The following is a 14600-nucleotide window of genomic DNA, read 5'->3' on the forward strand; positions in this document are numbered from 1 at the left end:
CTTAGTTAAATAATTTATTTTTCTTTGTTTCTAAATTATTGATATAAGTCGATTTTCAAAGAGTTTTTTTGTAGTATTCTTCAATTAACTCTTTTTTTAATAATCTATCAATATAATTTTCCACATCGTCAAAAAATATAATATTTTTTTTCTTTAATTGATTTAAAAAATTTTCAAATTTATAAATATCAAAAATTTTAAATATTTTTTTTATATAAAATAAAATTAAATTTAGAGAATTATTTTCATAATTATTTTTAATATAATAATTAAATAAATTAGTCTCTACTGTGCTTATATTTTTGTTGAATAAATATTCAAAAAATGAAAAAGTATCATATTTTAAAATTTTTTCATATAAGTTTTCTTCTTCATTAATTACATTTATTTCTTGTGAAGAAATAAATTGATCAATAATATCATTAGATATATACTCGTCTTCTTCATCTTTATTATCATGTATTTTAAAAATATCATTAAATGACGCGGAAATTTCTTTTAAATTTTCCGTATCAATTTGTGAACTTGTTTTTTCGTTAAAAATAATTTGAAAATTTGATTTTCCAATTGTTTTTTCCAATTGTTTTTTAATTAAAGCATTTTTATTTAAAGAAGTTTTGTTCAATGGTTTTTCTAATTGTAAAATTATTATTTCTCTTACATTATCTTCAAAAGTAGAAATTAATGATAATGATTCTAATTTTTGTCTAGCAAGGTGTAAAGCATTTAAACTAAGATTTAATAATAAAGCTAAATTATCAAAAGTTAAAACAAAAGTATTTTTTTCGAAATAAATTAAATAATCTCTTAAATATTCATATAAAAGTATAGCTTCACAACCAATTATAGGAGTATAAATTTGTCTTAAATTTTTTAAATCTTCTCCGTTTATATTATCTGTACTTTGAATTTTTAATACGTTAAATGACAAATTATTTTTCATTTTTTAATCCTCCTATTTTTAAAATATTTTAATTGTGAAATTATTTTAAAAAAAGTAATAAAAAAAATGTTACTTTTTTATCATATAACATTTTTATGTATGAAAACTCACAAACTTATGCACAAATATCAATTCAATAAAAAAGATAATTTTTCTTTTAAAAAAGTACAAAAATAAACATTTTTATATTTTTTTTCTATTTATCCACAGTTTTAATTTTAATTAATTAGACAATATAATATTATTTTTATTCTCTTGAATTGCTATTGCACTTGCTTTTGTGTAGGCTCTTGATAAACCTCCTGCACCTAGTTTTATTCCTCCAAAATATCTAATAACAATTAGAAAAACATTTTCTAATTTATTATGTAATATTACATCTCTTATTCTATGACTTGCTGTGCCTTTAGGTTCTCCGTCATCGGAGAATCCATATGTTATATTCATGTTATTTTTTAAAACATAACCATAACATATATGATTTGCTTTTTTATGTTCAACTTTTACATATTTTAAAATTTTATTTATATCTTCTTTGGAAGTTACTTTTAATAAAGTTGATAGAAAAACAGATTTTTTAATTAATATATTAGAAAAATTAATATTCATAGTTTAATTTTAACCAAAAAAATAAAAAAATGGGGCGAATGACGGGATTCGAACCCGCGAGTGACGGGACCACAACCCGCTGTGTTAGACCACTTCACCACATTCGCCATTTATGAATATTATAACTCATAATTTATATTTATATAATAAAATTATTATTATGAATGTTAATAAAAATTATGATGCTATAGTTGTTGGCGGTGGACATGCTGGTTTAGAAGCAGCATTTGTTTTAGCTAAAAAAAATCACAATACATTATTAATTTCTTTAGATAAAAATAAATTAGGAATGATGCCATGTAATCCTTCAATTGGTGGGCCAGCTAAAGGAATTATAACTAGAGAAATAGATGCTTTGGGTGGAATGCAAGGATATTTGGCTGATTTGTCAATGATACAGTTAAAAGTTTTAAATCAGTCAAAAGGTCCTGCAGTTAGAGCATTGAGAGCACAAATAGACAAAGAAAAATATACTAAAATAGCTTTAGAACACGTTAATAATACTGAACATTTAGACTTGTTAGAAGGAATGGTTTCAGATATTTTAGTAGATAAAAATAATAATTTTTATGCTGTTAAAGTAAATGAAACCATAATAAGAGCAAAAGTTTGTGTTTTGACTACTGGTACATATATGGATTCAAGAATTTTAAGAGGAGATGATATAACAATAAGTGGACCAGATAATCAAAAAACTACTAGTGCTTTAAGTGCATCTTTAAAAAATATAGGTTTTAAATTACAACGTTTAAAAACAGGAACTCCTCCTAGAATTTTGTCTAGTAGTATTAATTATGACGAAGTTACGGAAGAAATTTTAGATGATATTAATTTAAGTTTTTCAAGAAGATCTAATGTTAAATTACCTAGACAAATAGCGTGTTATTTGACGCATACAACAGCTGAAACACACAAAATAATTAATGAAAATTTAAATAAAAGTGCAATGTATTCTGGATTAATTGAAGGTATTGGACCAAGATATTGTCCATCTATTGAAGATAAAATTGTTAAATTTGCAACAAAAGAAAGACATCAAATCTTTTTTGAACCAGAAACTGCAGACGGTAAAATAACCTATGTTAATGGTTTGTCTACTTCTATGCCAATAGATATTCAAAACAAAATTATTAAATCTATACCTGGATTAAAAAATGCAGTTGTTGTTAAATGAGCTTACGCAATTGAGTATGATGCTATTGACCCATTACAATTAAATTTAACTCTGGAAACTAAATTAGTTAATGGTCTTTTTACAGCTGGTCAAATTAATGGTACTAGTGGTTATGAAGAAGCCGCAGCACAAGGTTTAATAGCAGGAATTAATGCAGGACAAAAATTAGAAAATAAAGAACCAATAATTTTACTAAGAAATGATGCATATATAGGAGTGTTAATTGATGATTTAGTTACTAAAGGTACAAAAGAACCATATAGAATGTTAACTAGTCGTGCTGAATATCGTTTACTATTACGTAATGATAATGCTGATATTCGCTTAGCTAATTATGCATTGTTAGCTGGTACTATTTCACATCAAGAATATAATGAAATAATAAAAAAATATGAATTAATAGATAAAAAAATTGCAGAATTAAATTCTAATTATTTATCAAGCAAAAGTGAAATTGCAAATAAATACAATATTTTTCATGGTCCGACTTTATTAAAAGTTTTAGCACGCCCAGAAGTTGATTATAGAGATATTTTGCAAGATTTTCCATATAGTGAAGAGTTAACAATAATGGTTAGATTATATGGCTATATTGAAAAACAAAAAAGTGATGCGAAAAAGGCTCAACGTTTAGAAAATTATAAAATACCTAAAGATATTGATTATGAAAAAATTAACAATATTGCTACTGAAGCTAAACAAAAATTAATTAAAATTAAACCGCTTACAATAGGTCAGGCAAGTCGTATAAGTGGCATTAATCCTTCAGATATACAAATGTTATTATTTTACTTAGAAACTTTAAGACAAAAAAATGAGAAAAATTAAATTAATAGTAGTTGGTTCGTTATCTGAACAATTTAAAAGTCTTGCTTATCATTATGAAAAAAATATTAATATTTTTTCTAAATTAGAATTAATTGAAATTAAAGAACAAAGTCAAATAAAAAATGTAGAAGAAAAAAAATTTAGAGAAACTAATTTAATACTTCAACATATTAATCAAAATAGCCAAACCTATTTGTTAAGTTTAAATGGGAAATCAATAGATTCATTAGAGTTTTCTAATTTAATTAAATTAAATCATAATCTTACCTTTATTATTGGTGGTTCTGATGGAGTAAATGAAAAAATTTTAAATAATTTTTCTAAAATTTCTTTTTCTAAATTAACGTTTCCACATCAACTTTTTAGAATAATGTTAAGCGAACAAATATATAGATCATTTATGATAATTAACAATAAAAAATACCACAAATAAAATTTATATAATAAAATTATTATATTAATTATTTTTATATTAAAAATTATTAAAATTAAGGAGAATAATGTCAGCTAAAAAAAATATAACAGTAAATTTAAAAAATGCTGAAATTACTAGAAAAATTCAATTAGAAGGCGAAATTTGAACTTCATTAGTTGAAAATACTAAAAAAGAAATGGCATCAAAAATTAAAATAAATGGTTATCGTCCTGGAAAAGCTCCAAAACATATTATAGATAAACATATCAATCTTTTTGAAGTATATAAAAAGACATTAGATAAATATATTTTAAAAAATCATCAATCATTGTTTGAAGAAGTTAAAAAAGAAAATGACAGAGCTGTTAATGTTCCTTCTATTAATATAGTTAAATTAACTGAAATGGAAGCAGAATTAGATTTAGTTTATCCTCTTGATGCTGATTTAAATAGTATTGTTTTAGATGATTTAAAAAGCAAATATAGTGAAGAAAAACTAACATCTAAAGAAATAGATAAATATATACAAGAAAAATTAAATGCTAATTCATTATTAGTTCCACTTAAAGAAAAAGAAAAGACTCAAATTGGTGATACTGTTGTTATTAATTATAAAGGATTTGTCAATGACGAAGCTTTTGATGGCGGAGAAGCAGAAAATTATCAACTTAAATTAGGAACAAAAACTTTTATTGATACTTTTGAAGAACAATTGACTAATAAATTAGTTGGTTGAAAAGGAGAAGTTAAAGTTACTTTTCCAAATGAATACCCAGTATCTAAATTAGCAGGACAATTAGCAACTTTTGAAGTTGAAATTAAAGAAGCAAAAAGACCAGAAGCAATTAACTTAACTGATGAAAATATTAATTTATTAAATTTAGGTGAAAGAGTTAAAAATATTTCAGATGCAAAAAAAGTTTTAAATGCTTATTTAACTAAACAAAATTTACTTTTATCACTAGATAAGTTTATAGATAATATATTTGAAGAATTAATAAATAAAAATGATTTAGCTATTCATAAAAACGTTGTTAATTTTGAAGTAAATCAAAGAAAAAACGAAATTAAACAATTATTAAAACAACAAAATGTAAAATTTAACGAATATCTTGAATTGCTTGGTCAAACTGAAGAACAACTGGAAGAATTATTAGCAAAAGAAGAAATTGTAAAAATTAAACGTTCATTAATTATTTCTCACGTTGTTAAATTAGTAAAAGATAATGTTGTAATTAATGAAGAAGATTTTGATAACTTAATTAAATATCATTCTTTAGCTTCAGGCTTAACATTAGATTCTGTAAAATCATTTATTGATGAAAATGCACAAAATAAAGATAGATTAAAACTTCAAATTGAAGATATTAAAGTTAAAGAATTAATTTTAGCTAAATTCGATAATCAAGGTTTTGAAATTTTCAGTAAAGCAAAAAATAATGCAATTAAATTAATAAATGAATTATTTTAATTCAAGATAAAAATAGTGCTTCATTAGCATTATTTTTATATTTAAAAGTTAAAACTTATTTATTATAATTCTTTTATAAATAAATTTAGGAGACATAATGATAAAAGCAATACTAAACCATTTACCTAATAATGTAAAATTATCTGCAATTTTTGCCGAAGATAATAAACCAGAATTTCTTTTAGAAAGCAAAGGTCAAGTAACAGAATATTTAAATGAAAATAAAGCATTCTTATTTCTAGGAGAAAAGGAAAAATTAAATCAAAGTGAATTATTTGATATTTTTAAAGGATTAATACAATCTCAAAATAGAAGTTATGCAGTGGATTTAAAATCTTTTGAAACCAACAAAGTTTCAATATCTGATATTGTAAAAAATTTAACAAGAGCCGAACTATTTGTTAATGCTTCATTATATAACAGCAAAACAAATAAAATGGAACAAAAATATGAAATTTTACCATTTATTATTGGAGAAATTAGTTCTGAAGTATATGAAAGTTTTAACAAAGAAAAAATATTAGCTGACGCTACTAATTTTGCTAGAAATTTACAAATTACACCACCCAATGTTTGTACCTCAGAATATTTAGCTGAAATTATTGAAAATGATTTATCACAATATGACAATTTAAAAATAACCGTTCTTAATAAAGACGATATTACAAAATTAGAAATGGGATTATTATTATCTGTTAATAGAGGTAGCGTATATGAACCTAGAGTTGTAATTATTGAATACAATGGAAATCCTACAAGCGATAAGAAAACAGTTTTAGTTGGTAAAGGTATTACCTTTGATTCAGGAGGTTATTCATTAAAAGGCGGTAGACATATGTTAGGAATGAAATTTGACATGTCTGGTGCTGCTATAGTAGCTTCAGTATTAAAAGCCATTGCGCAATTAAAACCTAAGTCAAATTTTGCTGCTGTTATGTGTATTACTGATAATAGAATTAATGGTGATGCTTCATTACCAGATTCAGTTTGAAAATCAATGAATGGAAAAACAGTCGAAATTAATAATACCGATGCTGAAGGTAGATTAGTTATGGCAGATGGATTAACATATGCAGTTAGAAATTTAAAAGCAACACGTTTAATTGATGTTGCTACATTAACCGGTGCAATTCTTTCAGCTTTAGGAAATACTTATACAGGAGTTTGAGCAACAAGTGAAAAAGCTTGAAATGACATTAAACAAGCGTCTACTCAAGCAAATGAATTAATTTGAAGAATGCCATTTGATGTTGCATTTGCAAAAAATATTAAAAAATCTAAAGTAGCAGATTTAAAAAACACAGATTTATCTGGTTTAGGTGGATCTAATTCAGCTGCAATGTTTTTAAAAGAATTTACAGAAAATGTTGAATATATACATTGTGATATAGCTGGAACCGCTGAAATAAATGAAGAACCGCAAGGAATTTTAGTTCATACATTAACAGAATTATCATTTTTATAAAATCTTTAAAAACTTATACAAAGAATGTATAAGTTTTTAAATAAAATAATTTATTTTATTCCATAAGATTAGAAATATCAACCATATCATAAATATTAAAATAATAATTTTGATATTGTATTTGGTTATTATTGCTAATTCATTTAAAATAAAAATTTATTTCATAATCTTGTGGTTGTTCAATTTCAAAATATATTTTTCCTTCGCTACTTTTTATTTTATTTATAACGTCTTTAGCAACACTACTTATAATATTAGAATCAAAATAATAACCATCCTCTTCAATTCTTACATATTTATAATAATCTGATGCATTAAGTTCTGGAAAAATATTATATTGTAAACTTTTATCATTATTAAATTCAATATTTTTGTCTTTCAAATTTTCCACTAATTTTATTTTACTTTTTGTTGAAATTAAAGCAATAGGTAAAGTTATTGCAACAACACAAGCACCCAAAATAGAAGTTATTCAAATTTTCTTTTTTAAAGATCATTTAGTTTTCATCTTTATATAATCATCTTTCTAAAGAATTATAGTTTATAACTTCATTTAAAAAAGTTTCTGTGTGTTCTAAATTTATTACATATCTATAATTTACATTATTTTTTGCTTGAGAATTTTGAGTCATTTTAATTTTTATTTGACCTTCTATAGGATCTAATAAAGGTTTATTTATATTATAATTTTGATTTATTTTTATATTAATATTATTTTTATTATTACCAAAATAGTCATAATTTAAATTAAAAGTATTGATAAATTTATTAGCATTAAAAGGAATTATTAACCCTTTAAAATCAGCCGTTTCGGAAAGTTCAACAGTATTTTTATTATAATCAAATTTAGTAAAATTATTAAATTCCCACTTATTTTTTTCAATAAAAGAGTTCTTCTCATAAAGCTTGTATTCTGTATTATTTTCTAATTCAGTTTTAAATTTAAAATAGGGATTATTAAAAATTAGATTATATTTAGGTGGCTTTATAACAAAAGGATAAAAACGTTTATAATACTGAATATATTTAGCAAATTTTTTAGAATTAGTTGAAAAGTTGACACTCTGATAATTATATTGAGCAACGGAATATTTTTCATTAAAAGGTGTATTTGTTAATAAATTAGTTTGGTCTAATTCAGTTTCTGCAATTTTGTTTGTAGGATAAATATAATTAAGTTTTTGAGGATTAACTTTCAAAGTAGTATATATATTTTCTTTTAATAAACCTCCATCAGTATTATCAAAATAAAAATTTCATTTGTAAGGAATTTCTATTTGAACATTCTTATTTTGAGTTATATTGATGTTATAGTCTTTTTTTGATAAATTTTCTTTAAAAATTCTAATAAAATTAATATCGTTTGTGTGTTTTTTATTTTGAAAAATAATTGAAAAACTTTTAAAATTAGAAAATTTAGTTTTTAATATTTCGCTTGTTAAATTGAAGGAAAACATTTTATATAAATTATTATTTCTTTTATTATTTTTAAATATTTTTCCATAAAATGCGTCTTCGATAAATCCACTATCAAATGTTTGTTCAAAAACTTCAATATTTTCTTTGTTTAATTCTATAATTTTGCCATTTAATTCAAAATTTATACTACTTAGTATATCTTTAACTTGTTCATTTTTTATAAAAAGTGTAGCATTTATAAAAAAATTATCATCTTGATATGTTCTTCTTATACTTACAAATCCATTTGTAGATAAATAATTAGAACCATTATAACTTGAATTTTTTCTGTAAGTAGTTCAATTTTCTTGTTCTACTTGAATGATATTTTGATTAACAGTATGATTATTATTAATTGTTAAGATAATAGTAAAGAAATTCCTCTACAGCTTCGTTCTTGTGTTTATAATAAACTGTTTTGCAAAAATAATCTTCATATCATTCTTTTTGAGTATATTTGTTGATAAAATCCTTTTCAATTATTAGTTTACTTGTATTTTCTAAACAATTCATAACTTTATCTAATTTATTTTCTGGTTGTAATAATATATTTTTATAAATATTATCAGTTTTACTTTTTAGTAAGTATCACTCTTTATTAGCTCTTTCAATATTACAAATATTTTGAACTATTTTATATTTTTCTTTTGATGGTATATTTGATAAAAATGAAAAAGTTTTAATTTTATATGCCATCTTACTCCTTTCATTTATTAATTACAAATTGATATTAAAAATAAAAAAATGAAACAAAATACGAAAAAACTAATATTAGTTTATATTTTGTTTCATTTGAATAATATTTTTTCATTTAAGAGGCCATTTATTGCTACTCTTTTCATTTTTTTTAATTATTATAAGATAAGATCTAGAAGAATAAGGTTGAACAACAATATTATCTTTTTGTTTTGGAAAAAAATATAAAAATTCATTTAATTCATCTTTATAATTTTCGCCTTTTAATATAATGAAATAACCGCCTATTTTAAGAAGATGATGAGAAATTAAATATAAATTTTTTATTGAAGTTACTGCTCTTGCGGTAATAAAATCAAATATTTCCCTATCTTTGATTTCTTCCGCTCTTTTATTTATAATATTGAAATTTAATTCAAGATATTTTTTTGTCTCTTCCAGAAATAAACATCTTTTTTGTAAACTTTCGCAAATTGTTAAATTAATTTTATGTTTTTTATAATTATTTTCAGAAAATATAAGAAAAGGAACAGAAGGAAAACCTGCACCTGCACCAATATCTAATAAATTAATAGATTCTTTTTTACTGTATTGTCAGATGAAATTTAATGCTTCAATAGAATTTAATATGCCATTTTCTAAAATTTCATTGTGGTTTTTATAACCTGTAAGATTAAAATGTTGATTTCTTTTATGAATTAAATCTATATATTTTTTTATTTTTTCAATATTAGTTATTTCATTTAACATTGGATATATCCTTTGCCAAAGTATTATAAAGTTTAGTTATTGATTCTCCTGATATATGACAATTAATAACTTCTGATAATAAATAATCTAAACTAACTATTTCCAATTTCTTATATTTTTTTAGCATTCAATAATTATCTATCGAATCTGAAATAATAACTTTTTCTATATCATCGTTATTTTCAAAAATATCAAAACCATTTGTGAAAACTCCGTGAGTAGCAGCAATAATTATTTTTTTGGCACCATTTGTTTTAAGAATTTTGGCTGCTTTGATAATTGTTCCGCCAGTATCGATTATATCGTCAATAATAACTGCATTATTATTTTCTATTTCACCAATAACTCCCATTACTTCTGTTTGATCTGGACCGATTCTCCTTTTATCAATGATGCCAATTTTAACGGTTTTAGCTATTAATTCTGCTAAAGAACGAGCTCTAGTAGTTCCACCATGATCAGGCGATACTACAGTAAAATCATATTTACTTTTTATTATAGCCTTTGCTAAAGTATATGTTCCTTTTAGATCATCGATTGGAACATTAAAAAAACCTTGTATTGCTGGATTATGTAAATCAACTGCAATAATTTTGTTTGCTCCTGCAGTTTGTAATAAATCGGCAATTAATTTTGCTCCTATGGGTTGTCTACCACGTTCTTTTCTATCTTGTCTTGCATAGCCATAATAAGTAAGTACTAAATTAATTGATTTTGCACTTGCTCTTTTCAAAGAATCAATAAAAAGCAATAATTCTACTAAATTATCATTAACTGGTTTATGAGTGCTGCAGATAATAAAAACATCCTTTTCTCTAACCGCTTCTTCACTAACTATCATTATTTCGCCATCAGCAAATACAGTTTTTTGTATTTTTGACAAAGGTATATTTAATCTACGAGAAATTTTTTCAGCCAAAATTTGACAGTTAAACATACTAAAGAGCATTATATTTTTTTTTATCATTTATTAGTCCTCTAAAATAATTATAAATTATTTAATAATTAAATATTAATTAATTCGATTTTGTCATTATTTAGATTCAAAAGATATTTATTATTTAGTTTTATTTGATTTTTAATAATTTGCGTCGCTAAAAAAGTTTCAATTTTGTCTTGAATAAATCTTTTTATAGGTCTAGCACCAAATGCAAATGTATATGAATTTTTTGATATATAAGTTATTAAATTATCACTAAATGATAAAAAATATTTTTTCTCAGAAAGTCGATTAGACAATTTAGTTAATTCATTTTTAACAATATTTCTAATATTATCTTCAGTTAGCTGATTAAAAATAATAATTTCGTCAATTCTATTAATAAATTCTGGTGTTAAGTATTTAATTAAAAATTCATTTATTTTATTTTGATTTAATTTTTTCTTTAATATTTCTTCTGAACCCAAATTACTTGTCATTATAATAATTAAATTTTTACAATTTATTTTTCTTCCTTTAGAATCAGTTATTTCACCATTATCTAATATTTGAAGTAATATATTTAAAACATCTTTATGAGCCTTTTCTATTTCATCTAATAATAATATGGCATAAGGTTTTTTTCTTATTCTTTCACATAAAGTATTTGAGTAATCAAAACCTATATAACCTGGAGGAGCTCCTATTATTTTTGAAACTGAATGTTTCTCCATAAATTCAGACATATCTAATCTTATAATTTCTTTTTCACTATTAAATATTTTATTAGCTAATTGTTTAGCTAATTCAGTTTTACCTACACCGGTCGGACCTAAAAACATAAATGATGCCAGAGGACGATTAGGATCATTGATATTTGCTTTTGCTCGTAATATAGAATTATAAATTTTATCTATTGCATCATCTTGTCCAATGATTATTTTTTTTAATTCATTATTTAAATTAAGCAATTTTTCTTTCTCAGTATCTAATAATTTATTTAAAGGAATCCCTGTTCATTTAGAGACAATATTTGTTATTTCCTCTGTAGTAACAGTATTTTTAATAAGTTTGTTAGGATCATTTTTTTCTTCTACTTCTTTTAATTCTATTTCTTTTTCCAATTTAGGTATTTCAACATACATTAGTTTAGAAGCAGTTTCATAATTGCTTTCATTTTGTGCAATATTCAACATATGTTGTGCATTTTCTAGTTTTTTTCTTAAAATAGAAATATCAGACAATCTCTTTTTTTCTTTATTTCAATTATCAGTAAGTAATTTAATTTTTGATTCTAGATTAGATATTATTTTTTCTATTTCATTAATTTTTTCTTTATCTAAATTATATTTGTCAGATTCTAAAGCTATTTTTTCCATTTGCAAACTTGTTAATCTTTGTTTAGCTTTGTCTAATTCCTCTGGTAAAAAATTTATTTCTGTTTTAATAGTAGCAGCAGCTTCATCAACTAAATCTATGGCTTTATCAGGTAAAAAACGATCATTTATATAACGATAACTTAATTCTACAGCTTTAATAAGAGCACTATCTTCAATTTTAACGTTATGAAAATTTTCTAATCTTTCTTTTAAACCTCTTAGAATAGTAATACTATCATTTACAGTTGGTTCATTAATATCAATTTTTTGTAGTCTACGTTCAAATGCGCTATCTTTTTCTATGTATTTTCTATATTCTTCAAAAGTTGTAGCACCAATTAAGTGCAATTTACCTCTTGCCATTAATGGTTTAAAAATATTTGCTGCATCCATACCGCCTTCAGAATTTTTACCCGTTCCTATCAGCATATGAATTTCATCAATAAATAAAATAATATTACCGTTAGAATTTTCAATTTCTTTTAATACATTCTTTATTCTTTTTTCAAATTCTCCTTGATAGGAAGCTCCAGCTATTAAACTCGTGATATCTAATTCATATACTTTTTTATTTTTTAAATTTTCTGGTACTTGGCCATCAATAATTTTTTTGGCTAATCCTTCAACAATAGCAGTTTTTCCTACTCCCGGTTCTCCCACTAAAATTGGATTATTTTTTGTTTTTCTGCTTAAAATTCTTATCATTCTTCTTATTTCATTGTCTCTGTTAATAACAGGGTCTAAATCATTATTTTCTGCTAGAAGAGTTAAATTTCTTCCATATTTATCTAATATATTATCCTTTTTGTTTTCGGAATTATTTTGTTTCACAAAATTATTAAATAAATCATTTATATCATTAAAATTCATAAATCTCCTTTAAATATGATTTCTTAATTATATATTATATTTAGCAATGTCTTATTTTATTTGCTAAATAATTAGTTTTTATTTTGTAAAATATATAATCTTTTTATGAGATTACGTTATGATAAACAAGCAATAGATAAATTATTAAATTCTAAATATTTAATAAAAGATAATTTTCCAATAATTTTAAATGAAACTGATATTGTAGAAATAGGTATGGGAAAAGGTGAAATGATAGCAGAATTAGCTAGAATTAATCCGAACAAAAAATTTTATGGTTTTGAAAAATATCCTACAGTTGCGGCTAAAGTATTAAATTTAATAGATAAATATAAACTAACAAATCTTTTTATTATTGTTGGCGATGCTGGTAATTTATTAAATTATTTTCAAGGCAATTTAGAAACTATTTGATTAACTTTTAGTGATCCTTGACCAAAAGCAAGACATGAAAAAAGAAGATTGACTTATAAATTATTTTTAGATCAATATGAACAAATAATGAATGAAGATTCTTTATTAAAATTAAAAACTGACAATGATTTTTTTTATAATTATTCTATAGACAGTTTTTTAAATAACGGATGAAAAATAATAGCAAATGGAACTGATTTACATAAATCAAATTATAGTAGTGACAACATTATGACCGGTTATGAAAAAAAATGAATTAGTTTAAATAAAAACATAAACTTTATATTTGCTAAAAAAATGAAAAATTAAAAATATTTTTCCCTATAGTACTATAATATAGGTATAAAAGTTAATTAACTTTATTAAATAGGAAAGGTAATATGACAAAAAAAGAATTTATATTAGAAGTAGCAAAACAAATGAATGTTACAGCAAAAGAAGCTGATAAATTTTTTGATGCTTTTGTTTTTGTACTTAAAGAACAATTGATAGCAGAAGAAAAAATTCAACTTTCTGATTTAGGAACATTTGATACAAAAGTAAGAAGAAGTCGTGAAACAATTAATCCTTTTTCTGAAAATAAAGACAAAATATTAGTTCCAGAAAAACGTGTTGTTAAATTTACCCCTTCTAAATATTTAAGAGAAATAGTAAATTTCTAATTTAATTATTTTCTAACAAACAAGGTAAAAAATCAATTATCCCAGGATAAATGAGATCTAATTTTTTACCTTGTTTTTTTATTATTTTATAATGAATAGATTTGTCCAAATATTCCTTTATTTGCTTAAATTCAATAAAATAAAATTCTTCAATTTTAGAAAAAAATATTATAAAAAAAGATTTGCCTCCATTAGCATTAATGATATCAAGATATTGAATTTGATGTTTTTTAATATTGGTTTTTGGTAAATATAATTTGTTAGTACTTTTAGCTTCAAATGCTACAAATAGTCCATTGTAACATCCTGTGTAATCAACTGTACTTTTAGCAAATAAATGCCCACCAATAATATCTTTATTTTTATTAATTGAATTAAATTTAATTGGCAATGTCTTTTTTTCTATAATGGCTAGTTTGTTTTTAAAATAATAATTAATTGTATTATTTAATATTGTTTCCAATAACATTCCTCTGTTTTTCATACATATTTTATAATTAATATTTTTCTTCAATTTTTTATAAAAAGACAAAAGACAAACAAAATG

General features: G+C 22.9%; 15 protein-coding genes and 1 tRNA gene. 6 read left to right on the forward strand and 10 right to left on the reverse strand.

All coding sequences use genetic code 4. The features are described from left to right. Position 1: 1 nt before the first annotated feature. From VBM87_RS00645 to VBM87_RS00655, 3 genes are all read right to left on the reverse strand, one after another. Positions 2 to 943 carry a hypothetical protein gene (locus VBM87_RS00645; RefSeq protein WP_323176929.1) on the reverse strand — a complete coding sequence of 314 codons (942 nt, stop codon included), beginning with the start codon at positions 941 to 943 and terminating at the stop codon, positions 2 to 4. Positions 944 to 1165: 222 nt separating this feature from the next. Beyond that, positions 1166 to 1552: a YigZ family protein gene (locus VBM87_RS00650; RefSeq protein WP_323176930.1), complete on the reverse strand. Its 387-nt coding sequence runs from the start codon at positions 1550 to 1552 to the stop codon at positions 1166 to 1168. Positions 1553 to 1582: 30 nt separating this feature from the next. Beyond that, a tRNA-His gene (locus tag VBM87_RS00655) sits at positions 1583 to 1659 on the reverse strand. Between the two features lie 53 nt (positions 1660 to 1712). Here VBM87_RS00655 and mnmG point away from each other — a divergent pair. From mnmG to VBM87_RS00675, 4 genes are all read left to right on the forward strand, one after another. Then, positions 1713 to 3554 (forward strand): tRNA uridine-5-carboxymethylaminomethyl(34) synthesis enzyme MnmG, encoded by a 1842-nt coding sequence (gene mnmG / locus VBM87_RS00660; RefSeq protein WP_323176931.1) that lies wholly within the window; start codon positions 1713 to 1715, stop codon positions 3552 to 3554. Continuing rightward, a complete protein-coding gene (locus VBM87_RS00665) occupies positions 3541 to 3987 on the forward strand; it encodes a 23S rRNA (pseudouridine(1915)-N(3))-methyltransferase RlmH (RefSeq protein WP_323176932.1) in 447 nt (148 codons plus the stop codon). The genes mnmG and VBM87_RS00665 overlap by 14 nt, the downstream gene beginning before the upstream one ends. A gap of 67 nt (positions 3988 to 4054) precedes the next feature. Continuing rightward, complete coding sequence (gene tig, locus VBM87_RS00670; RefSeq protein ID WP_323176933.1) at positions 4055 to 5440, forward strand: trigger factor; 1386 nt, start codon at positions 4055 to 4057, stop codon at positions 5438 to 5440. 97 nt (positions 5441 to 5537) lie between these two features. Then, positions 5538 to 6905 (forward strand): M17 family metallopeptidase, encoded by a 1368-nt coding sequence (locus VBM87_RS00675; RefSeq protein WP_323176934.1) that lies wholly within the window; start codon positions 5538 to 5540, stop codon positions 6903 to 6905. Between the two features lie 55 nt (positions 6906 to 6960). Here VBM87_RS00675 and VBM87_RS00680 read toward each other — a convergent pair whose 3' ends face one another. The 6 genes from VBM87_RS00680 to VBM87_RS00705 form a co-directional block, all read right to left on the reverse strand. Then, positions 6961 to 7413, reverse strand: coding sequence for an MHO_1590 family protein (locus VBM87_RS00680; protein WP_257075983.1), 453 nt, complete (start codon positions 7411 to 7413; stop codon positions 6961 to 6963). Next, the gene (locus VBM87_RS00685) at positions 7403 to 8731 is read right to left on the reverse strand and encodes an MHO_1580 family protein (protein ID WP_416349186.1); all 1329 of its coding nucleotides are present in this window, start codon (positions 8729 to 8731) and stop codon (positions 7403 to 7405) included. The genes VBM87_RS00680 and VBM87_RS00685 overlap by 11 nt, the downstream gene beginning before the upstream one ends. Beyond that, the gene (locus tag VBM87_RS00690) at positions 8715 to 9059 is read right to left on the reverse strand and encodes an MG284/MPN403 family protein (protein ID WP_257075986.1); all 345 of its coding nucleotides are present in this window, start codon (positions 9057 to 9059) and stop codon (positions 8715 to 8717) included. Before VBM87_RS00690 ends, VBM87_RS00685 begins: the two co-directional genes overlap by 17 nt. Positions 9060 to 9134: 75 nt before the next feature. Then, the gene (rsmG, locus tag VBM87_RS00695; RefSeq protein WP_323176936.1) at positions 9135 to 9809 is read right to left on the reverse strand and encodes a 16S rRNA (guanine(527)-N(7))-methyltransferase RsmG; all 675 of its coding nucleotides are present in this window, start codon (positions 9807 to 9809) and stop codon (positions 9135 to 9137) included. Beyond that, a complete protein-coding gene (locus VBM87_RS00700; protein ID WP_323176937.1) occupies positions 9790 to 10776 on the reverse strand; it encodes a ribose-phosphate pyrophosphokinase in 987 nt (328 codons plus the stop codon). Before VBM87_RS00700 ends, rsmG begins: the two co-directional genes overlap by 20 nt. 38 nt (positions 10777 to 10814) lie before the next feature. After that, positions 10815 to 12977 carry an ATP-dependent Clp protease ATP-binding subunit gene (locus tag VBM87_RS00705; RefSeq protein WP_323176938.1) on the reverse strand — a complete coding sequence of 721 codons (2163 nt, stop codon included), beginning with the start codon at positions 12975 to 12977 and terminating at the stop codon, positions 10815 to 10817. Positions 12978 to 13082: 105 nt separating this feature from the next. Between VBM87_RS00705 and trmB the strand changes: the two genes are divergently transcribed. Continuing rightward, positions 13083 to 13700 carry a tRNA (guanosine(46)-N7)-methyltransferase TrmB gene (trmB, locus tag VBM87_RS00710; protein WP_323176939.1) on the forward strand — a complete coding sequence of 206 codons (618 nt, stop codon included), beginning with the start codon at positions 13083 to 13085 and terminating at the stop codon, positions 13698 to 13700. Between the two features lie 71 nt (positions 13701 to 13771). Beyond that, positions 13772 to 14053 (forward strand): HU family DNA-binding protein, encoded by a 282-nt coding sequence (locus VBM87_RS00715; protein ID WP_323176940.1) that lies wholly within the window; start codon positions 13772 to 13774, stop codon positions 14051 to 14053. Position 14054: 1 nt separating this feature from the next. Here the strand turns inward: VBM87_RS00715 and recU are convergent, their stop codons facing one another. Then, positions 14055 to 14537, reverse strand: a complete 483-nt coding sequence (recU, locus tag VBM87_RS00720; RefSeq protein ID WP_323176941.1) for a Holliday junction resolvase RecU — start codon at positions 14535 to 14537, stop codon at positions 14055 to 14057. Positions 14538 to 14600: the final 63 nt, after the last annotated feature.

Origin of the sequence: Mycoplasma sp. 744, assembly GCF_034863305.1 — a bacterium.
Lineage (GTDB): Bacteria > Bacillota_I > Bacilli_A > Mycoplasmatales > Metamycoplasmataceae > Mycoplasmopsis.